We start from the raw sequence: 24,116 nt of genomic DNA, 5'->3' as shown, positions 1-24,116 counted from the left end.
TTCGAAGATTTCTTCAACAACTTCAACCACTTGCGCTTCCGATCTCTCGTCAGCGGGAGGCGAATTCTACAGCGTTACACGCTGCTGTCAACACCTCTTTTTCAACTTCCTTTCGGCTTCGATGAACCGAAGCCGCTTGCTGTCGAAACCTACTTAACTCATTGAATCTCAAGGAGTTTTCCGTTTCGACTGCGCCGGAAGTGGGGCGAATTATAGACATCTGAAATTCGCCGTCAACACTTATTTAAAAGATCACTCGGATTTCAGTGTGATCCGGGCAAACGCCTTTTTTCCGGCCTGGCAAACGTGGGTCGCACCCAGTACATATATAAAGGAGCGATCAACCACTTCACCATCAACGCGAACACCGCCAGACGCCAGCAGGTCGCGCGCAGCCGCCGAGTTCTTCACCAGCCCCGCCTTGTTAAGGACAGCCGCAATCGGCATATCCTCAGATGATGCCAATTCGATCTCCGGCAGATCATCCGGCAGCTCGCCATCTTTCATTCGGTTGCCTGCAGCACGGTGAGCGTTGGCCGCAGCCTCTTCGCCATGGAAACGCGCGACGATTTCTTCCGCCAGCTTGATCTTGACGTCACGCGGATTGGCGCCCGCCTCGACATCGGCTCGCAATGCATTGATTTCATCCATCGAACGGAAGCTGAGCAGCTCGAAGTAGCGCCACATCAGCGCATCTGGAATCGAAACCAGCTTGCTGTACATGACACCCGGCGCTTCCTGGATACCGACATAGTTGCCCAACGACTTGGACATCTTCTTCACGCCATCCAGCCCCTCGAGCAACGGCATGGTCAGAATGCATTGAGCCTCCTGACCATAACCACGCTGCAGCTCGCGCCCCATCAGCAGATTGAATTTCTGATCGGTACCGCCCAACTCGACATCCGCACGCAGAGCCACCGAGTCGTACCCCTGTACCAGCGGATAAAGGAACTCGTGAATTGCGATGGGCTGATTGGTGGTGTAGCGCTTGTCGAAGTCGTCGCGCTCGAGCATGCGTGCGACCGTGTACTGCGAAGTCAGACGAATGAAGTCCGCCGGCCCCATCTGATCCATCCAGGTGGAGTTGAACGCGACTTCGGTTTTCGCCGGATCGAGAATCTTGAACACCTGAGTCTTGTAAGTTTCGGCGTTTTCCAGAACCTGCTCGCGAGTCAATGGCGGGCGCGTAGCGCTCTTGCCACTAGGATCACCGATCATCCCGGTGAAATCACCGATAAGGAAGATCACCTGATGCCCCAGCTCCTGGAACTGGCGCAGCTTGTTAATAAGCACGGTGTGACCCAGATGCAGATCAGGCGCGGTCGGATCGAAACCAGCCTTGATACGCAGAGGCTGGCCGCGCTTGAGCTTCTCGATCAGCTCGGACTCGACCAGTAGTTCTTCCGCACCACGTTTTATCAGCGCTAGCTGCTCTTCAACCGACTTCATAACAGACCCGCAAGGCTCAGATTCAAAGGGAACCAACCATACAAGAACGCGCACCAATTACAAGTTTTGCCCGGCGCACGGACACCAATCTACAGACTCACGGTCTGCAGACTTGCTTCAGAGATGATTTGGTTATATTTTATACAGTTATTTCATCTTCATCATGTCATTCATCTTTTCCAATTCATCATTTTTCAAAGTCAAAATTACCTATGACCACAGAACCGTCTAAAGCGCCCCCGCTTTACCCGAAGACCCACCTGCTTGCCGCAAGTGGAATCGCCGCCCTTCTCAGCCTGGCGCTCCTGGTATTCCCTTCCAGTGACGTTGAAGCCAAAAAGACCACCCTGAGCCTTGAACTGGAAAGTCCCGCTGAACAACTGACACAAGATCAAGACGCTGCTGATGCGGCTCAAGCCACAAATGAACCCGTCGCATCGCCGTTTGCGCAAATCGAAAATACTGACGAAAGCACCGCAGAAACCGCGGATGCCGCCCCTGCCCCTGCACCTACAGTTGAAGAAAAAGCAAAAGCCCCAGGCCATCGCGAAGTCGTGGTAGCCAAGGGTGATACGCTGTCTACGCTATTTGAAAAAGTCGGTTTGCCAGGCGCCTCTGTGCATGAAGTATTGGCCAGCGACAAACAAGCCAAACAATTCACCCAGCTCAAGCGCGGCCAGAAGCTTGAATTCGAATTGAGCCCGGAAGGCCAACTGACCGGCCTGCACAGCAAGGTCAGCGACGTCGAAACCATCACCCTGACCCGTAATGACAAGGGCTACGCGTTCAATCGCGTTACCGCGAAACCGACCGTTCGCACCGCTTATGTTCACGGCGTGATCAACAGCTCGCTGTCACAATCCGCTGCCCGTGCAGGCCTGTCGCACAGCCTGACCATGGATATGGCCAGCGTTTTCGGCTATGACGTCGACTTCGCCCAGGACATTCGTCAAGGCGACGAATTCGACGTGATCTACGAGCAGAAAGTGATCAATGGCAAGGCGGTCGGCAATGGACCGATCCTTTCAGCCCGCTTCACTAACCGCGGCAAGACTTACACCGCCGTGCGTTACACCAACAAGCAAGGCAACAGCAGTTATTACACTGCCGATGGCAACAGCATGCGCAAGGCGTTCATTCGCACTCCGGTGGACTTTGCCCGCATCAGCTCAAAGTTCTCGATGGGCCGCAAGCACCCGATCCTCAACAAGATCCGCGCCCACAAAGGCGTTGACTACGCTGCGCCACGTGGCACGCCAATCAAGGCTGCCGGTGACGGTAAAGTGCTCCTCGCCGGCCGCCGCGGCGGTTACGGCAATACCGTGATCATTCAGCACGGTAATACTTACCGCACGCTTTACGGCCACATGCAAGGCTTCGCCAAAGGCGTGAAGACTGGCGGCACCGTCAAACAAGGACAGGTGATTGGCTACATCGGCACCACAGGCCTGTCGACTGGTCCGCACTTGCACTATGAATTCCAGGTCAACGGCGTGCACGTCGATCCGCTGGGCCAGAAACTGCCAATGGCCGATCCGATCGCCAAGTCCGAACGCGCTCGTTTCCTCGCTCAAAGTCAGCCTTTGATGGCACGCATGGACCAAGAAAAGGCCACCATGCTGGCTTCGAGCAAGCGTTAACTCATGGCCTTGTATATCGGGGTAATGTCCGGAACCAGTCTCGACGGGCTGGACATTGCCCTGATCGAGCAAACCTCGGCGATCAGACTGGTCGCCACCCATTACATCCCCATGCCAGATTCCCTGCGCGCCGAGCTGCTTGGCTTGTGCGCCAGCGGCCCTGACGAAATTGCCCGCTCGGCCATCGCTCAGCAACACTGGGTGAAGCTCGCCGCGCAGGGTGTACACGCGCTACTGAGCAACCAGCACCTCAAACCTGAAGCCATTCGTGCGATCGGCAGTCACGGCCAGACCATTCGCCATGAACCGGCGCGCGGTTTTACGGTGCAGATCGGCAACCCGGCCCTGTTCACCGAACTGACCGGCATCACGGTCGTCAGTGACTTCCGTAGTCGCGACGTCGCGGCCGGCGGCCAGGGTGCGCCGCTGGTACCCGCCTTTCATGAGGCTTTGTTCGAAGAGCGTACCGGTAATCAGGCAGTCTTGAATGTCGGCGGTTTCAGCAATTTGAGTCTGATCGAGCCGACCAGGCCTGTAGCCGGTTTCGACTGCGGCCCGGGGAATGTTCTGATGGACGCCTGGATTCAGCAGCAACGCGGCGAAAACTACGACCGCAATGGCGATTGGGCGAAGACAGGCACTGTTGAACCTGAATTGCTCGAAGCCCTGCTCAGCGACCCGTTCTTTATCACCCAAGGCCCCAAGAGTACCGGGCGCGAAGTGTTCAACCTGCCCTGGCTTGAACAACACCTTTCACGCTTTCCAACGCTTGCCGCGGAGAATGTGCAGGCGACACTGCTTGAGCTGACCGCACTGACCATCGTCACCGCGCTGCAAAGCGCTCAAACCGATACCCAGGAACTGCTGGTCTGCGGCGGCGGAGCGCACAACTCGACGCTGATGGCGCGACTGGCCGCGCTGCTGCCCGGCACTACGGTCGCCAGCACTGCCACCCATGGCGTCGACCCGGACTGGGTCGAAGCGATGGCCTTCGCCTGGCTGGCTCATTGCTGTCTCGAAGGCATCGCCGCCAACCGCCCGAGCGTCACCGGCGCGCGCGGTCTTCGCGTGCTCGGCGCCATCTATCCGGCCTGAGTCAATCGCAGACAACAAAACGCCGCAGAACCGTGAGGTCTGCGGCGTTTCAGCACGTGAAGCTAAAGCTCTGTAAAGACGCTGCTATCAGATCGAGAACGACGACCCGCAACCACACGTCGTGGTGGCGTTCGGGTTCTTGATCACGAAACGCGAACCTTCCAGACCTTCCTGATAATCCACTTCAGCACCGGCCAGGTACTGGAAGCTCATCGGATCGACCACCAGACTCACACCTTCGCGCTCGACGATGGTGTCGTCATCGGCCACATCTTCATCGAAGGTGAAACCGTATTGAAAACCTGAACAACCGCCGCCCGTAACGAATACGCGCAGCTTCAAGCGATCATTCCCCTCTTCATCGACCAGGCTCTTCACCTTGTGCGCAGCACCGTGGGTGAATTGCAAAGCCGTGGGGGTGAAGGATTCGACGCTCATGCTGACTATCTCCCGGCGTTACGCCGCCATAATGCGTGATGACGCGCATTATCCGCTTGTCCTAGAAAATTGGTCAACTATTAGAAACCAGCGGCAAGCTTCAAGCGGTGAGCTTCAAGCTTGCGGTTTATAGCTCGCTGCTGCTCTTAAGGCAGCATGCCGGCGTGGGAAAGACCGAAGCGTTCGTCCAGGCCGAACAGGATGTTCATGTTCTGCACTGCCTGCCCTGACGCGCCTTTGACCAGGTTGTCGATCACCGACAGTACCACCACCAGATCGCCATCCTGTGGACGGTGTACCGCGATGCGGCAGACGTTGGCGCCACGCACGCTACGGGTTTCGGGATGGCTGCCGGCCGGCATCACATCGACGAACGGTTCGTTGGCGTAACGTTTTTCGAACAGTGCTTGCAGATCCACGGAACGATCGACCACCGTCGCGTAAAGCGTGGAGTGGATGCCACGAATCATCGGGGTCAGGTGCGGGACGAATGTCAGGCCGACATCCTTGCCCGCCGCACGACGCAGGCCCTGGCGGATTTCCGGCAGGTGGCGGTGACCTTTCACCGCATACGCTTTCATGCTTTCCGACGTCTCGGAATACAGCGAACCCACCGCTGCACCGCGACCTGCGCCGCTGACACCGGACTTGCAGTCGGCGATCAGGCGGGAAGCGTCAGCCAGACCGGCTTCCAGCAATGGCAGGAAACCCAGTTGCGTCGCGGTTGGATAGCAACCCGGCACCGCAATCAGGCGTGCTTTTTTGATCTGCTCGCGGTTGACTTCCGGCAGGCCGTAGACCGCTTCATCCAGCAGTTCAGGTGCGCCGTGAGGCTGGCCGTACCACTTGGCCCATTCTTCGGCGTCCTGCAGGCGGAAGTCTGCCGACAGGTCGATCACCTTGGTACCCGCCGCCAGCAACTCACCTGCCAACGCGTGCGCAACGCCGTGCGGGGTAGCGAAGAACACCACATCGCAAGCACCGAGGGTTTTCACGTCCGGCACGCTGAATGCCAGGCCATCGTAGTGGCCGCGCAGGTTCGGGTACATGTCAGCCACGGCCAGACCGGCCTCGGATCGGGAAGTGATGACCACCACTTCTGCCTGCGGATGCTGTGCCAACAGACGCAGCAGTTCGACACCGGTGTAACCCGTGCCGCCGACGATACCGACCTTGACCATAAACCTGCCCTCAACGAAACCACTGGAAAGCCGTCGATGATAGGGGCCGCACGCCCCTGCGACAACCGTCAAGGTGACGTGCGGACGCTCAAGCCTCTACTATCTGGCTTACCGTGAATGAGGGAATAACCAAAATGCTCTATCTGTGGATCAAAGCGTTGCATATCGTCAGTGTCGTCTGCTGGTTCGCCGGGCTGTTCTACCTGCCGCGATTGTTCGTTTATCACGCGCAAAGCGAAGACACGGTCAGCAAGGAGCGCTTCAGCGTCATGGAGCGCAAGTTGTATCGCGGCATCATGGGCCCGGCGATGATCGCCACCCTGATTTTTGGCGGCTGGCTGATTTACCTCAACCCGACGATCTTCAGCCAGGGCGGCTGGATCCACGCCAAGCTGACCCTGGTCGTGCTGCTGATCGGTTACCACCACATGTGTGGCGCGCAGGTAAAACGCTTCGCACGTGGCGAAAACACCCGCAGCCATGTCTTTTATCGCTGGTTCAATGAAGTGCCGGTTCTGCTATTGCTGGCTATCGTAATTCTGGTCGTGGTCCGGCCGTTCTAGTTTCGATAACTATGCCATTTCGGGGTACTCCAATGTCGCTGCCCGCTTTGCTCGAACAACGTCTGCGTCTGCCCGTAGTGGCTGCGCCGATGTTCCTGATATCCAACCCGCAACTGGTACTCGCCTGCTGCCGCAACGGCGTTGTGGGTAGTTTTCCCGCGTTGAACCAGCGCGAAAGCAGTGGTTTCAAGGCTTGGCTGGAAGAGATCGAGGCGGGACTCGCCGCATTGGAAAACCCGGCGCCGTATGCGGTGAACCTGATCGTGCACAACAGCAACCCACGCTTGCAGGCTGACCTGAATATCTGCGTCGAGCACAAGGTGCCAATCGTGATCACCAGCCTCGGTGCGGTGAAGGAGCTGGTCGATGCAGTGCACAGCTATGGCGGCCTGGTGTTCCACGATGTAACGACGCGGCGGCATGCCGAGAAAGCCGCCGAAGCCGGGGTCGATGGCTTGATTGCGGTCGCGGCCGGCGCCGGCGGGCATGCCGGCACCTGGAGCCCGTTTGCGCTGATCGCCGAAATCCGCCAGTTCTTCGACAAGACGCTTTTGCTTGCAGGATGTTTGAACCATGGCCATGAGATTCTCGCAGCACAATTGCTCGGCGCGGATTTGGCCTACTTCGGTACGCGATTTATCGGCACCAGCGAAAGTCATGCGCCTGACGCTTACAAGCAGATGCTGCTGACAGCCAGGGCCGCGGACATCATCCATACTCCAGTGGTGTCGGGAGTTCCAGCCAGTTTCATGCGCCAGAGCCTGGAAGCGGCCGGTTTCGATATGGCCGCCCTGCAAGGGAAAGGCGAGGTGAATTTCGGCGACAAGCTCAAGCCGATCAGCGACGAAGCCAAAGCCTGGAAAACCGTGTGGTCGGCGGGTCAGGGTGTGGGGCAAATCGATGACTTGCCGACAGTCGATCAATTGATTGCACGACTGGACGCCGAGTACCGCCAGGCGCAAATTCGCGCGGCAAAGTTACCGAGCCGCTGGCCACGCTGAGAAAAAACCAGGCCAGCGCTGATGGACTGGCCTTACACTGCTGATCTTTCAAACAATTCGCGACAAGGATGCCTCGACCATGAGCGAACCCCGTTACAAGATCGTCTTCGACGGCGCTCTGCAGCCCGGTATCGATCTCACCACCGCCAAACTCAATCTGGCGGATCTGTTCAAAAGCGATGTTGCCGCCATCGAGCGCCTGTTCAATGGCCGCACCGTCGCCCTCAAGCGTGACCTGTCGCACAGCGATGCGCAGACCTACCTGCAGGCGCTGAACAAGACCGGCATCGATGCACGGGTCGAAACCGAAACCGCCATCGAACTTAATCTGTCCGACGTCCACGAGCAATCCGCGGCCGTGGCGGAACCTGACTCCCCTTACGCACCGCCGCGCGCCAGTGTCGGTGAGAGTCTGCCGGCGTTCGCCACGCTCAAGCCGTTCAGCGTCGAAGGGCGAATCGGCCGCTTGCGTTTTCTGGCGTGGACAATGGTCCTGAGCCTGGTAACGCTGCCGATCGTCGGCGTGTTCGCCCTGCTGGGGCTGGGGCTGGTCGCGGGAGACTCCACCACCGGCCTGATCATTGGCGGGATCCTCGCTTTCTTTCTGTTCATCGCATTCCTGATCGTCAGCATCCTGTTCAGTGTCCAGCGCCTGCATGACATCGGCTGGTCGGGCTGGCTCTGGCTGCTGAACCTGGTGCCGTTCGTGGGCAGCTTCTTTCCGCTGGTGATCATGGTCGTGCCAGGCAACGCCGGTGCCAACCGTTACGGACCACCGCCGCCGCCCAACAGCACCGCCGTCAAAGTCCTGTGTTCGCTGTGGATCGTGTTCTTCGCACTGATTTTCGTCGGCGGGATGCTCGGTGGCATCTCGGCCATTCAACAGGAATACGAAAGCAGCGTCGAAAGCAGCTATGACAGTGGTTCGGTGACCACCGACGAGATCGACGTGGAAGTCGAACCGCCCGTGATTTCCAGCGACGATGCAGCCGAAGCGGCGCAGCCCCCTGTAGACTCTGCGCAAGAATGAACAGCGCTCCCCGCCGTGACACCCGCGTCGCCGGCGCGGAGCTGTTGCGATGGAGAATTGCATGACCCGTTACGCTCTGATCACTGGCGCGTCCAGCGGCATCGGCCTGGCCATGGCCGAAGCGCTGGCCCGCCGCGGCCGCAGCCTGATTCTGGTGGCTCGACAGCGTGATCAGCTGGAAAGTATTGCTCTGGAGTTGACTCAACGCTTTGGCGTAGAAGTGCTGTTCCGCGCCTGCGACTTGGGCGAACCGCTGCGCCTGTCCGGCTTCCTGCTGGAACTGGAGGAAGGCGACCGGCAGATCGATTTGCTTGTCAATTGCGCCGGCATCGGCACCTGCGGTCCGTTTCTCGCGCAAGACTGGATGACCGAGCAGGATCTGATCGAGGTGAACATCCTCGCCCTCACCCGCCTCTGCCACGCGATCGGCAACAGCATGGCGCTGCAGGGTGGCGGGCAGATCCTCAATGTCGCCTCGGTAGCGGCTTTCAGTCCCGGACCGTGGATGAGCACTTATTACGCGAGCAAGGCGTATGTGTTGAATTTCTCCGAAGCCTTGCGGGTTGAACTCAAACAAAGTGCGGTAAAGGTTTCAGTGCTCTGCCCTGGCCCGACACGCACGGCCTTTTTCCGGACGGCACAGCTCAACAGCAAAAAACTCGATGAGAAAGCAAAACTGATGAGCCCCGAGGAAGTCGCGCTCTACACCGTGCGCGCGCTCGACAAGAACCGCGCCATCATCATTCCGGGACGACGTAACCGCTGGCTGACCTTTTTGCCGCGGTTCGGCTCGCGCTGGCTCAACCGGACCATCGTCGGCATGATCAACAAAGCTTACTGCCCGCGCTGAAAATTCCGAATTCAACACGGTACACTCGACTCAGCCCCTATAACGGAGAAACAGCAGTGGATACTCTGTTCACCAAGATCATCAACCGGGAGATTCCGGCGAAGATCATTTACGAGGACGACCAGGTTCTGGCGTTCCACGACATCGCCCCGCAGGCACCGGTGCATTTCCTGGTGATCCCGAAGAAACCGGTGCGCACCCTCAACGACCTGACCGAAGACGACAAGGCACTGGCCGGGCATATCCTGTTCACCGCGCAACGCCTGGCGCTGGAGCTGGGCTGCGAGGAAGGCTTCCGCGTGGTGATGAACTGCAACGAACTCGGTGGGCAGACTGTCTATCACATTCATATGCACGTACTCGGTCAGCGCCAGATGAATTGGCCGCCGGGCTGATTCACGGCAAAACCTGTGGGAGCGAACCTACTCGCGAAGACGTCGGCATGCTCTACAGATCAGCGCCTGACACCACGACTTCGCGAGCAGGCTCGCTCCCACAACAAGCAACACCCGCATGGCCAATGACCCAACGCAAACCTTCGCCGCCTGATTCGGTTAAACTGGCCGTCGAGATTTTTCCCGGAGGTCAGCATGACTACCCAACGTCACTACTCGCCGATTGACCGTCTCCTGCTGCAAGCCGATGCCGCGATGCGGACTTTGCTGCCCTTCAGCGGTCAGCCATACCGTCCGTCACCGGCCATCCTGCAGCCGGACACGCCAATGAGCGACGAGGACACCCGCCACGTCGCCGGCCTGATGCGCATCAACCATACCGGCGAGGTCTGCGCCCAGGCGCTGTACCAGGGGCAGGCGCTCACCGCCAAACTGCCGCAAGTGCGCGAGGCCATGGAGCATGCGGCCGAAGAAGAGATCGATCATCTGGTCTGGTGCGAACAGCGCATTCACCAATTGGGCAGCCATACCAGCGTACTGAATCCGTTGTTTTATGGCATGTCGTTCGGGATCGGTGCGGTTGCCGGGCTGATCAGCGACAAGGTCAGCCTCGGTTTTGTTGCGGCGACCGAACATCAGGTGTGCAAGCATCTGAACGAACACCTTGAGCAACTGCCGGCCGAAGACGAGAAGTCCCGGGCGATTCTAGAACAGATGCGCATCGACGAAGAACATCATGCGGAGAGTGCCCTGGATGCGGGTGGTTTTCGCTTTCCGGCGCCGGTGAAATTCGGGATGAGTATTTTGGCCAAGGTGATGACCAAGAGTACCTATCGAATTTGAGATAGGTGTTGCGGCCAATGGCCCCTTCGCGGGCAGGCTCGCTCCTACAGGGGGCTGTGCTTCGAACATGAAAAAAGGCGACTGCCGTGAGGGAGTCGCCTTTTTTGTGCCAGGGAATCTTACGCAGGCATGTTGCGAGCGTAGAAGATTTCGAGCATTTCGTGTTTTACCCGGTCCGTCACTTGAGCACGCTGCTCAGGCGACAGGTTGCTGGTGGCGTCGCCGAACAGGTAGTTGTCCAGTTCGAAGTTCTTCAACAGCATCTTGGTGTGGAACAGGTTTTCCTGATACACGTTCACGTCGGTCATCTGGTACGCGTCGCGAGTGTCTTCGGACAAGTAGTTCTGGATCGAGTTGATTTCGTGATCGATGAAGTGCTTGTTGCCTTCAACGTCACGGGTGAAGCCGCGCACACGGTAATCCACGGTCACGATGTCCGAATCGAACTGGTGAATGAGGAAGTTGAGCGCTTTAAGCGGTGAAATGACCCCACAGGTCGACACGTCGATGTCCACACGGAAGGTTGCAATACCATCGTCCGGATGAATCTCCGGGTAGGTGTGCACCGTGATGTGACTCTTGTCGAGGTGGGCCAGGATAATTTCGGGCAACGGGCCCGGCGATTCTTCGATCTGACTGTCGGTCGGGGTCACCGGCTCTTCAGAGATCAGAATCGTGACGCTGGCGCCCTGAGGTTCGTAGTCCTGACTGGCAATGTTCAGGATGTTGGCACCAATGATCTCGACAACTTCTGTGAGAATCTGCGTCAGGCGTTTCGCGTTGTACTCTTGATTGATGTACTCGACGTAAGCCTGCTGGTCTTGCGGGGTTTCCGCGTAGCAGATGTCATAGATGTTGAAGCTCAAGGTCTTTGTCAGGTTATTGAACCCGTGGAGCTTGAGTTTGCTTTTCACCGTTAAAAACTCTCTATGTATGCGGCCCGGCCGCGTGATCAAGCATGCCCGTCAAGTGCGAACGACGCACCTGCGTAGGACGGTTAACACCTCTTCGCGATGGCGATTTTGGTTGTCTGTTCAGGCGGATGACCCGTCGGCTGACCGATCACTGCCCTGAAAAAAGTGGCGCATTATGCAGACGTCAGCGGGGGATCGCCAGAGTCTGCACTGCTTTTATGATAGTTGAATGTCGGTTCAACCGAGTTCGACGATTTCGTAATCGTGGGTAATCGCCACGCCAGCCGCACCGAGCATGATCGAGGCCGAGCAATACTTCTCGGCGGACAGCTCGATGGCACGCTTGACCTGAGCTTCCTTCAGGCCACGACCCTTGACGACGAAATGCATGTGGATCTTGGTGAAAACCTTGGGATCTTCGGTGGCGCGCTCGGCTTCCAGGAACGCTTCGCAGCTTTCAACAGCCTGACGGGACTTCTTGAGGATGCTGACCACGTCGAAGTTGCTGCAACCGCCGACGCCCAGCAGGAGCATTTCCATCGGCCGTACACCCAGATTACGGCCACCGGCGTCCGGCGGACCGTCCATCACTACAACATGACCGCTGCCGGATTCACCGAGGAACATGGCTTCGCCAGCCCATTGGATGCGTGCCTTCATCGCCCAGACTCCACTGTAAAAAAAGGGTCGCCAGCTTAGCACAGCGATTTGCCCCGACAGGAATGACGTCCTGGGACGCACACCCTGAGGCTGTAGGTAATTTCTCGAATTTGCGACGAAGTGTCTGTTAAGCTGGCGCCAATTCGCTGGCGCCCGTGTTAGCCCGTGTCGTCAGCTGTTGCAGCGACCCTCTTCAGCGCCTCATAAAAAAACCAAACATCTCCGTGCAGTCTTTTCGGGATACAACCATGGTTGCTATTACCCCAACACCCAGAATCAAGAATCTCGACAAGTTGCTGATGCATTGTCAGCGTCGTCGCCACGCAGCCAAGAGCAACATCATCTGTGCGGGCGACCGCTCGGACACGCTGTATTTCATCATCAAGGGTTCGGTGACGATTCTGATCGAGGACGACGATGGTCGCGAGATGATCATCGCTTACCTCAATGCCGGGGATTTCTTTGGTGAGCTGGGCCTGTTCGAGCAGGCCGGTCAGGAGCAGGAGCGCAGCGCCTGGGTACGGGCCAAGGTTGAATGCGAAACCGCAGAAATCAGCTACGCCAAGTTTCGCGAATTGTCGCAGCAGGACCCGGACATTCTTTACGTACTCAGCGGACAAATCGCACAACGCCTGCGCAATACCACGCGCAAGGTCGGCGACCTGGCCTTCTTCGACGTCACCGGTCGTGTGGCCCGCTGCCTGCTCGAGCTGTGCAAGCAACCGGACGCCATGACCCACCCGGACGGCATGCAGATCAAGGTGACGCGTCAGGAAATCGGGCGGATCGTGGGTTGTTCGCGGGAGATGGTCGGTCGCGTGCTCAAGGATCTGGAAGAACGCAACCTGGTTGATGTGAAAGGCAAGACCATGGTGGTCTTCGGTACACGCTGAATCCTGAAAATCAGGCGCCGTAGATCTGCGCCAGCATCAGACGAAACAATTCATCGAGACGCGCCAAAGCCTGTGGCGCGTTGAATTTCTCATGCAGGGCGATGTGGCTTTGCGCTCGCACCCGTTGCTCCAGGCCGCAGGCCTCGTTGAAGCGATTGACCGCTGCAACCATCGATTCACGCTCGTCATCCATCAGCATCGCACCGTGCACCAGCCCGACCGAACGCTGGCCGCCCTGACTCTGGCGCCAGCGCTGCGCGGTGCCGACCATTTTGCGTCCGTCCAGATTGACGTTGAAGCGTCCGTCGCAGAACGCTCCTTCGATCTCGCCCAGCGAGGACGTGCCGCCCAACTCATCCAGCAACTGACAGATCGGATCGCACAAACGTCGGTAGCCGGTTTCGATACGATTGAGATCGCCCTCGCTGCGCGGCGGCGCGTAAACCAGCGCAATGTTGATCGTCGCCGCGGATTGCGGGACCGGCTCACCGCCGGTTTCACGCAACAGCACCGGCCAACCGGCCGCAGCGGAGACTTCGCAAGCGTGGTCGAAACCCGGTAACCGGTTGAGGCGGCGTGGCATGACCAGCGCGCGATCGCTGGGTTGCCAGAACAGCAGACCGAATTCGGCGTTGCCGGCGCAGACCGAAGCCAACAGATCTTGCTCGGCTTGCAGGCCGGCTTCGATGGTCAGGGGGGTTGGCAGCGACATGGAGGGCTCCGGCAGATCTGGAATCTTGAGAGAATTCTAAGGCCCCTTCGCGAGCAGGCTCGCTCCCACATTGGAATGCATTGTCCTGTGGGAGCGAGCCTGCTCGCGAAAAGATCAACTCGGTCTGAAAGATATCAGTCGAGGGTCGAACCGCTGACTACCGGACCGCCACGCTCCGGGAAGAACAGACGCTGCAGCTCGGTGCCCGGGCTTTCCGCACGCATGAACGCTTCGCCAACCAGAAACGCGTACACGTCGCTGATTTCCATCAGCTCGACATCGGCACGGTTGAGGATGCCGCTCTCGGTGATCACCAGGCGATCACGGGGAATGCGCGGGAGCAGGTCCAGCGTGGTTTCCAGACTGACCTCAAAAGTGTGCAGATTGCGGTTGTTGACGCCTATCAGCGGTGTATCGAGGGTCTTCAATGCGCGTTCCAGCTCATCGCCGTCGTGCACTTCCACCAGCACATCGAGGCCGACGCTTTTAGCCACTGCGGCCAGTTCGGCCATTTTCACATCATCCAGCGCGGAGACGATCAGCAGCACGCAGTCCGCGCCCAGTGCGCGGGCTTCGACGATCTGATACGGGTCGATCATGAAATCCTTGCGGATCACCGGCAGTTTGCACGCGGCACGGGCCTGCTGCAGATAGGCGTCGGCGCCCTGGAAATAGTCGATATCGGTCAGCACCGACAGACAGGTCGCGCCGCCCTTCTCGTAGCTTTTGGCAATGTCGGCAGGAACGAAATCTTCGCGGATCACGCCTTTGCTCGGCGAGGCCTTTTTAATCTCGGCAATCACCGCTGGCTGTTTTTTCTTCGCTTGCGCCAGCAACGCCTGGGCGAAACCACGGGATGCATCGGCCGCCTTGGCCAGAGTCTCCAGTTGGCCGAGGCTGACACGGGCGCTACGCTCGGCCACTTCCTCGACTTTGCGGGCGAGAATCTTTTCCAGAACCGTCGGTACACTCATCCTTCATTCTCCACTTTGAATACCGCGGTAAAGGCACCCAGCTCCTCGAGTTTCTCCCGAGCGAGGCCGGTGTGCAAAGCGTCGTGCGCAAGCTCCACGCCCTGTTTCAAACTGCTGGCCAAGTCGGCGGCATACAACGCAGCACCGGCATTGAGCACGATCATCTCGGCAGCTTTCTGGCCGTTTTCGGTCTTGCGCTTGCCAAGGGCATCACGGATCAGCGCCAGCGACGCTTCCGGGCCTTCAACTGAGAGGCCGTGCAGGCTCTGGCTCTTCATGCCGAGATCTTCCGGCTCGACCCAGTATTCAGTGATTTCGTTGTTCTTCAGTTCGGCGACAAAGGTCGGCGCGGCGAGACTGAACTCATCCAGCCCATCCTTCGAGTGCACCACCAGCACATGCTTGCTGCCCAGACGTTGCAAGACTTCAGCCAACGGCCGGCACAGTGCCTGCGTGAACACGCCCACCACCTGATGCTTCACACCGGCCGGATTCGTAAGCGGGCCAAGCATGTTGAACAGCGTCCGCAGGCCGAGATCGCGGCGCGGGCCGGCGGCGTATTTCATGGCTTTGTGGTGGGTCTGGGCAAACATGAAACCGATGCCGACATTGTCGATGCAGCGCGCGACCTGTACCGGTGTCAGGTTCAGATAAATGCCGGCGGCTTCGAGCAGGTCGGCGCTGCCGCTTTTGCCCGAGACGGCGCGGTTGCCGTGCTTGGCCACGGTGCAACCGGCTGCTGCGACAACAAAAGAAGAAGCGGTCGACACGTTGAAGATATTCGCGCCGTCACCGCCGGTGCCGACCACATCGACCACGCCGTCAAGGGTCTTGAGCTCAACCTGATCGGCCAGTTCACGCATGACCGACACGGCGCCGACGATCTCGTCGATGCTCTCGCTTTTCATGCGCATGGCCATCATGAACGCGCCGATCTGCGCGTCGCTGCATTGGCCGGTCATGATTTCGCGCATCACGTCGCGCATTTCATCGGTGCTGAGGTCAAGGTGATCGACGATACGGCTCAGGGCTGTCTTGATATTCATGCAAAGTCCTTAGCGCGTGCCGCCGGTTTGTTTGAGGAAGTTGGCAAACAGTTCATGGCCCTGTTCGGTGAGGATCGACTCGGGGTGGAACTGTACGCCTTCGATGTTCAGGGTCTTGTGCCGCAGTCCCATGATTTCGTCGACCGAACCGTCATCGTGTTGTGTCCACGCGGTCAGCTCCAGGCAATCCGGCAGGCTCTCGTGCTTGACGATCAGCGAATGGTAGCGGGTGACGGTCAGCGGATGGTTGAGACCGTTGAATACGCCCTTGTCCTCGTGGAATACCGGGCTAGTCTTACCGTGCATCACTTGCCGCGCCCGCACCACGTCGCCGCCGAAGGCCTGACCGATGGACTGGTGGCCAAGGCAGACACCGAGAATCGGCAGCTTGCCGGCGAAGTGCTTGATCGCATCGATGGAAATGCCGGCTTCGGTCGGCGTGCATGGGCCGGGGGACACCACGATGCGCTCGGGGTTGAGCGCTTCGATTTCGGCGATGGTCAGTTCGTCGTTGCGCACCACTTTGACCTCGGCACCCAGCTCGCCGAGGTATTGCACAACGTTGTAAGTAAAGGAGTCGTAATTGTCGATCATCAGCAACATGGCGTGTCGAACCTCTTGAATTCTGATTTGAAAACAGCCTTCAGAACACTTGCCCGCAGGGCGCTGCACGATGTCGGACGCAATCAGGTGCGTCGGCACAGCGGCATTTCAGACAGGCAAGGAAGGCAAAGCGATACAGATCCGGCGGGGCCGGCAGAAAAGATTCAGGCGCGCCAACGCCAGCGGGCGTGTGCCTTGATGACTTGATCCAGGAGTTTGCTGGTGATCAACACGGGAAAGGTCTCGTTCATGCGTTCCGGCACAGTAACTTAGCTGGACGGAGCGTGCAATATGGCCGGGGCACGGGGGGATAAATCCTACGCAGAGATTCGCGACCGATGGCAAAACGCCGGGAGTTTTTGGTACTGTCGTTTCGTTCACCTACAACAATAAATAAACGGACTTGCTCATGATCAGACAGACGTTGTTTGTACCGCTGGCCGGATGCCTGCTCGCATTGGCCTGTGCTCAGGCCAATGCAGCGCCAAACCCTTATTCCAGCTTCATCGTGTTTGGCGACAGCCTCAACGATGCTGGCACGTTCGCCGACACTGGCGGCCCGGCAGGCTCGACCGAGCGTTATACCAACCGCACCGGGCCGGTCTATCAGGACGGCAGCGGTGAAGTGTATTCATTGAATTCCACGCAATTGCTTGGCGGACGTCTGGGCTTTAGCGCAGATCAGACAGCGTCGTCCAGCTCCGCCGTGCGCGCCGAGAACGGTCAGCCCGACGGCAACAACTGGGCGGTGGGCGGTTATCGTACCGACCAGATTCTCGATTCGATCACCAGCCAGTCGGCCACCGGCGAACGCACGCGCCCCGGTTACCTGCCATCGAACGGCTTTCGCGCCGACCCGAATGCGCTCTATTACATCTCCGGGGGCGGTAACGATTTCCTGCAGGGGCGTATTCTCAGCCTGCCCCAGGCCAATGCCGCGGCCGATCGGCTGGCCGACAGTGTGCAAACGCTGCAAACCGCCGGCGCCAAGTACGTGATGGTCTGGCTGCTGCCCGACGTTGGTCTGACTCCGGCACTCAACGGTACGCCGCTGCAGACGTTCAGCAGCACCCTCGCCAATCAATTCAACAGCCAGTTGGTGACACGGCTGCAAGGCATCAACGCCGAAGTCATTCCGCTGAACATTCCGGTGCTGCTCTCGGAAGTCTTCGCCGATCCGGGGCGCTTCGGTCTGGCAACTGACCAGAACCTGACCGCAACGTGCTTCAGCGGCAGCGGTTGCCCGGAAAACGCCCGCTACGGGATCAACAGCGCTACGCCAGATCCGACCAAACTGATTTACAACGACGGCGTACACCCGACCGAATCCGGGCAAAAACTGATTGCCGACTACGCCTATTCGCTGCTCGCGGCGCCGTGGGAGCTGACCCTGCTGCCGGAAATGGCCCACTCCACCGTGCGCGCGCATCAGGACGAACTGCGCAGCCAATGGCAGGCCGATTGGGAAAACTGGCAAGCGGTCGGCCAATGGCGCGCGATCGTCTCGGCGGGCGGTCAGCATCTGGATGTCGACAGCCAAAGCAGCGGCGCCAGCGCCGACGGCAGTGGTTATAACCTCAACGTCGGTGGCAGCTATCGTCTGAATGACGCTTGGCGCGTGGGTGTGGCGGCAGGTTTGTACCGGCAGAATCTGGAAGCCGGGCATAACGACTCGGACTACAAACTCAACAGTTACATGGCCACCGCATTTGCCCAATTCCAGCAAAACCGCTGGTGGGCCGACGCGGCATTGACCGGCGGCAAACTCGACTACGACAACCTCAAGCGCAAGTTTGATCTGGGTGCCAGTGAAGGTGCCGAGAAAGGTGATACCGACGGCAGCCTGTGGGCATTCAGCACCCGCGTCGGTTACGACATTGCCCAGCCGGGCAGCGAGTGGCACTTGTCGCCCTTCGTCAGCGCCGACTACGCCAGCGTCGATGTCGACGGCTACTCAGAGAACAGCAACCGCGCCACGGCGCTGACTTTCGACGATCAGAGCCGCGATTCGAAACGCCTCGGTCTTGGCTTGCAGGGCAAGTACAACTTCACCGCGCAGACTCAGGTATTCGGCGAATACGCCCACGAGCGCGAATACGAAGATGACGTGCAGAAGGTCAATATCGCGCTCAACACCCTGCCGGCGAATGACTTCACCCTGGAAGGCTACACACCGGCCAGCCACTTGAACCGTCTGAGCCTTGGCGTCAGCCACAAGCTCACTGCGGATCTGGCGCTGCGCGGCGGTTATACCTTCCGCAAGGATGATGATTTCAAGCAGCAGGGTTTGAATGTCGGAGTTGTGCTGGATTTCTGATTTGCAGGTGTAAAAAAAGCGGCGCCTTCACAGGCGCCGCTTTTTTATGCTTCGACACAAAACCCCATGTGGGAGCAGGGAAATTGCGTGTCTCAGGCGTCCGGGGTTTGTTCGGCCAGCGCCACGGCGCGGAACATCGCGCGGCGTTTGTTCAGGGTTTCTTCCCATTCCAGTGCCGGCACCGAGTCGGCGACGATGCCGCCACCGGCCTGTACGTGCAGTTCGCCGTTCTTGATCACCGCGGTGCGGATGGCGATCGCGGTGTCCATGTTGCCGTTCCAGGCGAAGTAACCGACTGCACCGCCGTACACGCCACGTTTGACCGGCTCGAGTTCGTCGATGATTTCCATCGCGCGGATCTTCGGCGCGCCCGACAAGGTGCCCGCCGGCAGAATCGCCCGCAGTGCGTCCATCGCGGTCAGCCCGGCTTTCAACTGGCCGGTGACGTTGGAGACGATGTGCATCACGTTGGAATACCGCTCGATGACCATTTTTTCGGTGAGCTTCACCGAGCCGATTTCCGAAACACGCCCGGTATCGTTGCGGCCAAGATCGATCAGCATCAAGTGCTCGGCGATTTCCTTGTCGTCGGAAAGCAGATCCTGCTCCAGCGCCACATCGGCTTCTTCCGTGGCGCCGCGAGGTCGGGTGCCGGCGATCGGGCGTACGGTGATCAGATTATCTTCAACGCGCACCAGCACTTCCGGCGAACTGCCGACGACATGGAAGTCGCCGAAGTTGAAGAAGTACATGTACGGCGTCGGGTTGAAGCAACGCAGGGCGCGGTACAGATCGATTGGCGCCGCCTTGAAGTCGATCGACATACGCTGCGACGGCACCACTTGCATGCAGTCGCCGGCGAGGATGTATTCCTTGATGGTGTCGACAGCTTTTTCGTAATCGTTCTGGGTGAAGCTTGAGCGGAACACTGGATCAGCCGACTGCTGCTTGCTGAAGTCCAGCCCACGACGCGGGGTGATTGGTTGGCGTAGCTGCTCGAGCAACTCCTGCAAACGCGCCTGACCCTGTTCAAAGGCATCGGCCTGCGTCGGGTCGGCCAGCACAATCGCATGCATCTTGCCGGCGAGGTTGTCGAACACCACGACAGCGTCAGAGACCATCAGCAAGATATCCGGTACGCCCAGCGGATCAGGATTCGGGCATTTGCCCAGACGCTTTTCGACATAACGCACGCAGTCGTAACCGAAGTAACCGACCAGACCACCGTTGAAACGCGGCAGGCCCGCGATGGTCGGCACGTTGTAGCGCGCCTTGAAGGTTTCGACGAAAGCCAGTGGGTCTTCAACGTCGTGGCTTTCGGTCTCGATGCCATCAACGGTGATGCTGACGTGATGGTCATGCACGCGCAGTACAGTGCGGCACGGCAGACCGATGATCGAGTAACGCCCCCATTTCTCGCCGCCCTGCACCGATTCGAGCAGATAGGAGTTGGGCTGGTCGGCCAGTTTCAGGTAGATCGACAGCGGTGTGTCGAAGTCGGCCAGGGTTTCGCAGGCCAGCGGGATGCGGTTGTAGCCGTCAGCGGCCAAGCGCAGGAATTCTTCGCGGATCATGAGGTGCCTCGTGGTGTGAGGGGCAATCGGTCAGGTATGCAAACGCGCCGGCAGGCCGGCCAGGAACAAGTCAGGCGCGCCAACGCCAGCGGGCCAGGGCCTTGATGACTTTCATCCAGAGTTTGCGAGTGACCACCACGATGGCGTTTCCAGAATGGGATTGAGCAGCGTCGGGCAACGTTATCTCAGCGGCTGAACCGAGGCAACCGGGAATTAGCTCGCGCAGATTGTCAATCACCAGCGCCGGCGACTCTTCGGCGATCGGCCGGCCATGGTTGTAGCCGTAACTCAGCGCCACGCACTTGACTCCCGCCGCTTTCGCCGCCAGCACATCGCTGCGCGAGTCGCCGACGAACAACGATTGCGAGGCCGGAATGTTGGCCATTTTCATCACAAAGAACAGCGCTGCCGGATCGGGCTTCTGCTGCGGCAAGGTATCGCCGCCGATGATCCATTTGAAGTAGCGACCGATCTTCATCTGATCGAGCAGCGGCGCGACGAAGCGCTCCGGCTTGTTGGTAATCAGCGCCATGGCCACGCCTTGCTTGTGCAGCCACTTCAAGGTGTCGCGCACGCCGGGATAGACCACGGTCAACTCATGGCTGGCGCCGTAGGCCTGCATGAAAATTTCCAGCGCGCGTTCGGCCTCGGCGTTATCCACCGCCGAATGATCGATACCCCCGGCCAACGCGCGACGCACCAGCACCGGCGCGCCGTTGCCGACCCACTGGCGTACCGCGTCGATGCCCGCGGGCGGGCGACCGAGGGTGAGCAGCATGTTGTCCACCGCCGCTGCCAGGTCCGGAACCGAATCGATCAGCGTGCCATCCAGATCGAACATCACCAGCCGTGGCAGTTTCCCCGGGAACAGCTGCTCGAACCCGCTCATGGGCGGGCCAGCGCCAGTTCGGAGCGCATCTTGTCGATGACTTCCTGATAGTTCGGTGCGTTGAAGATCGCCGAGCCGGCAACGAAGGTGTCGGCGCCAGCGGCGGCGATTTCGCGGATGTTGTTGACGTTGACGCCACCGTCGATTTCCAGACGGATATCACGCCCCGAGGCATCGATGATCGCCCGCGCTTCGCGCAGCTTGTCGAGGGTGCCGGGAATGAACTTCTGCCCGCCGAAACCTGGGTTGACGCTCATCAGCAAGACCATGTCGACCTTGTCGATCACGTACTTGAGCACGTCCAGCGGGGTCGCCGGGTTGAACACCAGACCGGATTTGCAGCCGCCTTCGCGGATCAGTTGCAGCGAACGATCAACGTGCAGCGTGGCTTCCGGGTGGAAAGTGATGTAGGTGGCGCCGGCCTCGATAAAGTCGCCAACGATGCGATCCACCGGGCTGACCATCAAGTGTGCGTCGATTGGCGCGGTGACGCCGTACTTGCGCAACGCCGCGCAGACCATCGGGCCGATGGTCAGGTTCGGCACGTAGTGGTTGTCCATGACGTCGAAGTGGACGAAGTCGGCGCCAGCGGCGAGAACGTTGTCCACTTCCTCGCCGAGGCGGGCGAAGTCGGCGGAGAGGATCGACGGAGCAATTACGAAGGGCTGCATGACGCACCTGTGCTGAGCTAAATCACGATGGCGCGCATTGTATACCTCAAGTTTGTGCGCACGCACCGTGACCGCGATGATTGGGTTGTGCCATGACACGGGTTCGGCAGCGGCTCAGTAGGCCGCGCGGTAGATCTTCTCGATGTCCGCGGCGCTGAGCTTGCGCGGGTTATTGCGCATCAGCCGCTCGATGCCGGCCGCCTCCACGGCCATCGCCGGTATCGCCGCTTCTGGCACGCCGAAACTGCGCAATCCGGCCGGAATTTCCACCGCCGAGCACAAGTCGGCCATCGCCTGCACGGCTTTGTCCGCCGCTTCGGCGGCACTCAGATGCGCCGTTTTCAAGCCCATGGCTTCGGCAATATCCTGCATCCGTTCGACGCAGGCCATCTTGTTCCAGGTCATCACATGGGGCAGCAGCAAAGCGTTGCTCACGCCGTGGGCGATGTTGAAGCGCCCGCCCAGTGGATAGGCCAGCGCATGCACCGCGCCGACCCCGGCATTGCCGAACGCCATGCCCGCCATGAGGCTGGCGGTGGCCATGTCTTCGCGGGCTTGCAGATTGGCGCCGTTGGCGTAGGCCTTGGGCAAAGCGCTGGCGATCAGTTTGATTGCACCGATAGCGAGGGAATCGGTGATCGGCGAGGCGTGCACCGACAGATAGGATTCGATGGCGTGCACCAGCGCATCGACACCGCTGGCGGCGGTGACGCTGCGTGGACAGGTCAGAGTCATCTGCGGGCTGACCAGCGCTACGTCCGGCAGCAGATAGTCGCTGACAATGCCTTTTTTCAGTTGCGCGACCTTGTCCGAAAGGATCGCCACGTTGGTCACTTCGGAACCGGTACCGGCGGTGGTCGGGATGGCGATCAACGGCGGGCCTTTGCGCGGCACCTGATCGACACCGAACAGATCTTCCAGCGCACCGTGGTAACCGGCATAGGCGGCAACACTCTTGGCGATGTCGATAGCACTGCCGCCACCCAGCCCGATCAAGCCGTCATGCCCGCCCTCGCGGTAGGCGCGCATGCAGTCTTGGACGATGGCGATTTCCGGGTCGGGCAATACACGGTCGAAGATTTCATAGTCACGCCCGCCGAGTTGCGCCAGCGCCAGCTCGACGGTGCCGGATTTGACCAGCGCGGCGTCGGTGACGATCAGCGGGTTATCGACATCGAGGCGGCTGAGTTCGGCGGCCAGTTGTTCGATGGCTGCGGCACCGGTGATCAGTTTGTGAGCGATTTTGAACTGGGACAGATTCATTGGGCGCAGCCTCTTATGGACAGGGGAGCTAGGCACAAGATTAGCTGGGTTTTGGGGTTGTCTGTGATTCAGGTGGTGAATGCTGGATAAGGGCAAGATCAAGAGCCCCTCACCCTAACCCTCTCCCGGAGGGAGAGGGGACTGATCAGGGTGACTGTCAGAGGTACACCGACTTGAGATACCGAGTCGAACTCGGGTTTTGAAACGCACAACTATCTGCTCCCTTTCCCCCTCGCCCCCTTGGGGAGAGGGCTGGGGTGAGGGGTGGCTTTTGACCTTGATCTTAAACCTGCGCAGTGCGCAGTTTTTCGCTACGTCCGCGCAGCCATTCCAGGGTCAGCAACAAGATGACCGAGAAGGCAATCAGCAACGTCGCCGCCGCCGCAATCGTCGGGCTCAGGTTCTCACGAATCCCGCTGAACATCTGCCGCGGCAATGTCGCCTGCTCGGGACCTGCGAGAAACAGCGTCACCACCACCTCATCAAACGAAGTTGCAAAAGCAAACAGCGCCCCGGAAATCACCCCCGGCGCAATCAGCGGCAAGGTCACGCGGCGAAACGCGGTCAGTGGCGAAGCACCGAGGCTCGCGGCGGCGCGCACCAGATTGTGATTGAAACCCTGTAACGTCGCTGACACCGTGATGATTACGAACGGCACACCAAGCACCGCGTGCACGACGATCAGCGAAAAGAAGCTGTTGCCCAACCCCAACGGCGCGAAGAACAGGTAACTCGCGACACCGATGATCACCACCGGCACCACCATCGGCGAAATCACCAAGGCCATCACCAGCGACTTGCCGGGAAAGTCGCCACGGGTCAGGCCGATCGCTGCCAGCGTACCGAAGATCATCGCCAGCACCGTCGCGGCCGGGGCGACGATGATGCTGTTCTTCAAAGCGCGCATCCATTCCGCCGAAGCGAAAAAGTCGTGGTACCACTGCAATGAAAAACCTTGCAGCGGGTAGACCAGGAAGCTGCCCGAGTTGAACGACAGCGGCACGATCACCAGCACCGGCAGGATCAGGAACAGCAGGATCAGACCGCAGAGAATCCGCAGGCTGTAGAACCACACCCGTTCGATGGGCGACATGTAAGGACTGAGCATTTCA

Annotated in this window: 24 protein-coding genes; 10 read left to right on the top strand and 14 right to left on the bottom strand. The window is 59.3% G+C overall.

What is annotated here, in order from left to right; all coding sequences use genetic code 11:
• Window positions 1-252 precede the first annotated feature (252 nt).
• A complete protein-coding gene (gene tyrS / locus V6F91_RS12815; RefSeq protein ID WP_332764878.1) occupies window positions 253-1,452 on the bottom strand; it encodes a tyrosine--tRNA ligase in 1,200 nt (399 codons plus the stop codon).
• 212 nt (window positions 1,453-1,664) lie between these two features.
• Between tyrS and V6F91_RS12810 the strand changes: the two genes are divergently transcribed.
• Both V6F91_RS12810 and V6F91_RS12805 read left to right on the top strand, forming a co-directional pair.
• The gene (locus V6F91_RS12810) at window positions 1,665-3,092 is read left to right on the top strand and encodes a peptidoglycan DD-metalloendopeptidase family protein (RefSeq protein WP_332764911.1); all 1,428 of its coding nucleotides are present in this window, start codon (window positions 1,665-1,667) and stop codon (window positions 3,090-3,092) included.
• Window positions 3,093-3,095: 3 nt separating this feature from the next.
• Complete coding sequence (locus V6F91_RS12805) at window positions 3,096-4,187, top strand: anhydro-N-acetylmuramic acid kinase (RefSeq protein ID WP_332764877.1); 1,092 nt, start codon at window positions 3,096-3,098, stop codon at window positions 4,185-4,187.
• Between the two features lie 87 nt (window positions 4,188-4,274).
• On the opposite strand, the gene erpA is transcribed toward V6F91_RS12805, so the two are convergent.
• A complete protein-coding gene (erpA, locus tag V6F91_RS12800; protein ID WP_003176443.1) occupies window positions 4,275-4,625 on the bottom strand; it encodes an iron-sulfur cluster insertion protein ErpA in 351 nt (116 codons plus the stop codon).
• A 146-nt stretch (window positions 4,626-4,771) separates the two neighbouring features.
• On the bottom strand, window positions 4,772-5,806 hold the full coding sequence (gene argC, locus V6F91_RS12795; protein WP_090286789.1) for an N-acetyl-gamma-glutamyl-phosphate reductase: 1,035 nt from the start codon (window positions 5,804-5,806) through the stop codon (window positions 4,772-4,774).
• Window positions 5,807-5,940: 134 nt separating this feature from the next.
• Between argC and hemJ the strand changes: the two genes are divergently transcribed.
• The 6 genes from hemJ (at window position 5,941) to coq7 (ending at window position 10,488) form a co-directional block, all read left to right on the top strand.
• Window positions 5,941-6,369: a protoporphyrinogen oxidase HemJ gene (gene hemJ, locus V6F91_RS12790; protein ID WP_332764875.1), complete on the top strand. Its 429-nt coding sequence runs from the start codon at window positions 5,941-5,943 to the stop codon at window positions 6,367-6,369.
• 32 nt (window positions 6,370-6,401) lie between these two features.
• Window positions 6,402-7,370 carry a nitronate monooxygenase family protein gene (locus V6F91_RS12785; protein ID WP_332764873.1) on the top strand — a complete coding sequence of 323 codons (969 nt, stop codon included), beginning with the start codon at window positions 6,402-6,404 and terminating at the stop codon, window positions 7,368-7,370.
• Between the two features lie 79 nt (window positions 7,371-7,449).
• Window positions 7,450-8,400 carry a DUF805 domain-containing protein gene (locus V6F91_RS12780; protein WP_332764871.1) on the top strand — a complete coding sequence of 317 codons (951 nt, stop codon included), beginning with the start codon at window positions 7,450-7,452 and terminating at the stop codon, window positions 8,398-8,400.
• Window positions 8,401-8,461: 61 nt separating this feature from the next.
• A complete protein-coding gene (locus tag V6F91_RS12775; RefSeq protein WP_332764869.1) occupies window positions 8,462-9,250 on the top strand; it encodes an SDR family oxidoreductase in 789 nt (262 codons plus the stop codon).
• 56 nt (window positions 9,251-9,306) lie between these two features.
• On the top strand, window positions 9,307-9,645 hold the full coding sequence (locus tag V6F91_RS12770; RefSeq protein WP_017128660.1) for a histidine triad nucleotide-binding protein: 339 nt from the start codon (window positions 9,307-9,309) through the stop codon (window positions 9,643-9,645).
• A gap of 195 nt (window positions 9,646-9,840) precedes the next feature.
• Entirely contained in the window at window positions 9,841-10,488 is a 648-nt protein-coding gene (gene coq7 / locus V6F91_RS12765) for a 2-polyprenyl-3-methyl-6-methoxy-1,4-benzoquinone monooxygenase (RefSeq protein WP_206414599.1), read from the top strand.
• Window positions 10,489-10,607: 119 nt separating this feature from the next.
• Here coq7 and speD read toward each other — a convergent pair whose 3' ends face one another.
• Complete coding sequence (speD, locus tag V6F91_RS12760; protein ID WP_090286802.1) at window positions 10,608-11,402, bottom strand: adenosylmethionine decarboxylase; 795 nt, start codon at window positions 11,400-11,402, stop codon at window positions 10,608-10,610.
• A 237-nt stretch (window positions 11,403-11,639) separates the two neighbouring features.
• The gene (locus V6F91_RS12755) at window positions 11,640-12,062 is read right to left on the bottom strand and encodes an OsmC family protein (RefSeq protein ID WP_003228794.1); all 423 of its coding nucleotides are present in this window, start codon (window positions 12,060-12,062) and stop codon (window positions 11,640-11,642) included.
• A 248-nt stretch (window positions 12,063-12,310) separates the two neighbouring features.
• On the opposite strand from V6F91_RS12755, the gene crp reads away from it, so the two are divergent.
• Complete coding sequence (crp, locus tag V6F91_RS12750; RefSeq protein WP_332764864.1) at window positions 12,311-12,955, top strand: cAMP-activated global transcriptional regulator CRP; 645 nt, start codon at window positions 12,311-12,313, stop codon at window positions 12,953-12,955.
• Window positions 12,956-12,965: 10 nt separating this feature from the next.
• On the opposite strand, the gene V6F91_RS12745 is transcribed toward crp, so the two are convergent.
• From V6F91_RS12745 to V6F91_RS12730, 4 genes are all read right to left on the bottom strand, one after another.
• Entirely contained in the window at window positions 12,966-13,667 is a 702-nt protein-coding gene (locus tag V6F91_RS12745; RefSeq protein ID WP_332764862.1) for a lipoate--protein ligase family protein, read from the bottom strand.
• A gap of 134 nt (window positions 13,668-13,801) precedes the next feature.
• Window positions 13,802-14,641 carry an indole-3-glycerol phosphate synthase TrpC gene (trpC, locus tag V6F91_RS12740; protein ID WP_332764860.1) on the bottom strand — a complete coding sequence of 280 codons (840 nt, stop codon included), beginning with the start codon at window positions 14,639-14,641 and terminating at the stop codon, window positions 13,802-13,804.
• Window positions 14,638-15,687 carry an anthranilate phosphoribosyltransferase gene (trpD, locus tag V6F91_RS12735; protein WP_090286810.1) on the bottom strand — a complete coding sequence of 350 codons (1,050 nt, stop codon included), beginning with the start codon at window positions 15,685-15,687 and terminating at the stop codon, window positions 14,638-14,640. Before trpD ends, trpC begins: the two co-directional genes overlap by 4 nt.
• A 9-nt stretch (window positions 15,688-15,696) precedes the next feature.
• Window positions 15,697-16,290 carry an aminodeoxychorismate/anthranilate synthase component II gene (locus V6F91_RS12730; RefSeq protein ID WP_332764857.1) on the bottom strand — a complete coding sequence of 198 codons (594 nt, stop codon included), beginning with the start codon at window positions 16,288-16,290 and terminating at the stop codon, window positions 15,697-15,699.
• Window positions 16,291-16,699: 409 nt separating this feature from the next.
• Between V6F91_RS12730 and estP the strand changes: the two genes are divergently transcribed.
• Window positions 16,700-18,607 (top strand): esterase EstP, encoded by a 1,908-nt coding sequence (gene estP, locus V6F91_RS12725; protein WP_332764855.1) that lies wholly within the window; start codon window positions 16,700-16,702, stop codon window positions 18,605-18,607.
• Window positions 18,608-18,699: 92 nt separating this feature from the next.
• Here estP and trpE read toward each other — a convergent pair whose 3' ends face one another.
• The 5 genes from trpE to V6F91_RS12700 all read right to left on the bottom strand — a co-directional run bounded on the left by trpE (window position 18,700) and on the right by V6F91_RS12700 (window position 24,112).
• The gene (gene trpE, locus V6F91_RS12720; protein ID WP_332764853.1) at window positions 18,700-20,181 is read right to left on the bottom strand and encodes an anthranilate synthase component I; all 1,482 of its coding nucleotides are present in this window, start codon (window positions 20,179-20,181) and stop codon (window positions 18,700-18,702) included.
• 70 nt (window positions 20,182-20,251) lie between these two features.
• Complete coding sequence (locus tag V6F91_RS12715) at window positions 20,252-21,070, bottom strand: phosphoglycolate phosphatase (RefSeq protein ID WP_332764849.1); 819 nt, start codon at window positions 21,068-21,070, stop codon at window positions 20,252-20,254.
• Window positions 21,067-21,741 carry a ribulose-phosphate 3-epimerase gene (gene rpe / locus V6F91_RS12710; protein ID WP_007918813.1) on the bottom strand — a complete coding sequence of 225 codons (675 nt, stop codon included), beginning with the start codon at window positions 21,739-21,741 and terminating at the stop codon, window positions 21,067-21,069. The genes V6F91_RS12715 and rpe overlap by 4 nt, the downstream gene beginning before the upstream one ends.
• A 114-nt stretch (window positions 21,742-21,855) precedes the next feature.
• Window positions 21,856-23,004, bottom strand: coding sequence for an iron-containing alcohol dehydrogenase (locus tag V6F91_RS12705; RefSeq protein WP_332764846.1), 1,149 nt, complete (start codon window positions 23,002-23,004; stop codon window positions 21,856-21,858).
• A gap of 283 nt (window positions 23,005-23,287) precedes the next feature.
• Window positions 23,288-24,112, bottom strand: coding sequence for an ABC transporter permease (locus V6F91_RS12700; RefSeq protein WP_093097808.1), 825 nt, complete (start codon window positions 24,110-24,112; stop codon window positions 23,288-23,290).
• Window positions 24,113-24,116 lie beyond the last annotated feature (4 nt).

The sequence above is a fragment of the Pseudomonas koreensis genome (genome assembly GCF_036668835.1).
GTDB classification, from domain to species: domain Bacteria; phylum Pseudomonadota; class Gammaproteobacteria; order Pseudomonadales; family Pseudomonadaceae; genus Aquipseudomonas; species Aquipseudomonas koreensis_I.
Note: the sequence above shows the minus strand (reverse complement) of the source record. Positions and strands in the feature narration are given on the sequence as shown.

Coding starts and splice junctions, on each gene's coding strand:
- tyrS (WP_332764878.1), bottom strand. CDS start 1,452: ATGAAGTCGGTTGAAGAGCAGCTAGCGCTGATAAAACGTGGTGCGGAA.
- V6F91_RS12810 (WP_332764911.1), top strand. CDS start 1,665: ATGACCACAGAACCGTCTAAAGCGCCCCCGCTTTACCCGAAGACCCAC.
- V6F91_RS12805 (WP_332764877.1), top strand. CDS start 3,096: ATGGCCTTGTATATCGGGGTAATGTCCGGAACCAGTCTCGACGGGCTG.
- erpA (WP_003176443.1), bottom strand. CDS start 4,625: ATGAGCGTCGAATCCTTCACCCCCACGGCTTTGCAATTCACCCACGGT.
- argC (WP_090286789.1), bottom strand. CDS start 5,806: ATGGTCAAGGTCGGTATCGTCGGCGGCACGGGTTACACCGGTGTCGAA.
- hemJ (WP_332764875.1), top strand. CDS start 5,941: ATGCTCTATCTGTGGATCAAAGCGTTGCATATCGTCAGTGTCGTCTGC.
- V6F91_RS12785 (WP_332764873.1), top strand. CDS start 6,402: ATGTCGCTGCCCGCTTTGCTCGAACAACGTCTGCGTCTGCCCGTAGTG.
- V6F91_RS12780 (WP_332764871.1), top strand. CDS start 7,450: ATGAGCGAACCCCGTTACAAGATCGTCTTCGACGGCGCTCTGCAGCCC.
- V6F91_RS12775 (WP_332764869.1), top strand. CDS start 8,462: ATGACCCGTTACGCTCTGATCACTGGCGCGTCCAGCGGCATCGGCCTG.
- coq7 (WP_206414599.1), top strand. CDS start 9,841: ATGACTACCCAACGTCACTACTCGCCGATTGACCGTCTCCTGCTGCAA.
- V6F91_RS12755 (WP_003228794.1), bottom strand. CDS start 12,062: ATGAAGGCACGCATCCAATGGGCTGGCGAAGCCATGTTCCTCGGTGAA.
- crp (WP_332764864.1), top strand. CDS start 12,311: ATGGTTGCTATTACCCCAACACCCAGAATCAAGAATCTCGACAAGTTG.
- V6F91_RS12745 (WP_332764862.1), bottom strand. CDS start 13,667: ATGTCGCTGCCAACCCCCCTGACCATCGAAGCCGGCCTGCAAGCCGAG.
- trpC (WP_332764860.1), bottom strand. CDS start 14,641: ATGAGTGTACCGACGGTTCTGGAAAAGATTCTCGCCCGCAAAGTCGAG.
- trpD (WP_090286810.1), bottom strand. CDS start 15,687: ATGAATATCAAGACAGCCCTGAGCCGTATCGTCGATCACCTTGACCTC.
- V6F91_RS12730 (WP_332764857.1), bottom strand. CDS start 16,290: ATGTTGCTGATGATCGACAATTACGACTCCTTTACTTACAACGTTGTG.
- estP (WP_332764855.1), top strand. CDS start 16,700: ATGATCAGACAGACGTTGTTTGTACCGCTGGCCGGATGCCTGCTCGCA.
- trpE (WP_332764853.1), bottom strand. CDS start 20,181: ATGATCCGCGAAGAATTCCTGCGCTTGGCCGCTGACGGCTACAACCGC.
- V6F91_RS12715 (WP_332764849.1), bottom strand. CDS start 21,070: ATGAGCGGGTTCGAGCAGCTGTTCCCGGGGAAACTGCCACGGCTGGTG.
- rpe (WP_007918813.1), bottom strand. CDS start 21,741: ATGCAGCCCTTCGTAATTGCTCCGTCGATCCTCTCCGCCGACTTCGCC.
- V6F91_RS12705 (WP_332764846.1), bottom strand. CDS start 23,004: ATGAATCTGTCCCAGTTCAAAATCGCTCACAAACTGATCACCGGTGCC.
- V6F91_RS12700 (WP_093097808.1), bottom strand. CDS start 24,112: ATGCTCAGTCCTTACATGTCGCCCATCGAACGGGTGTGGTTCTACAGC.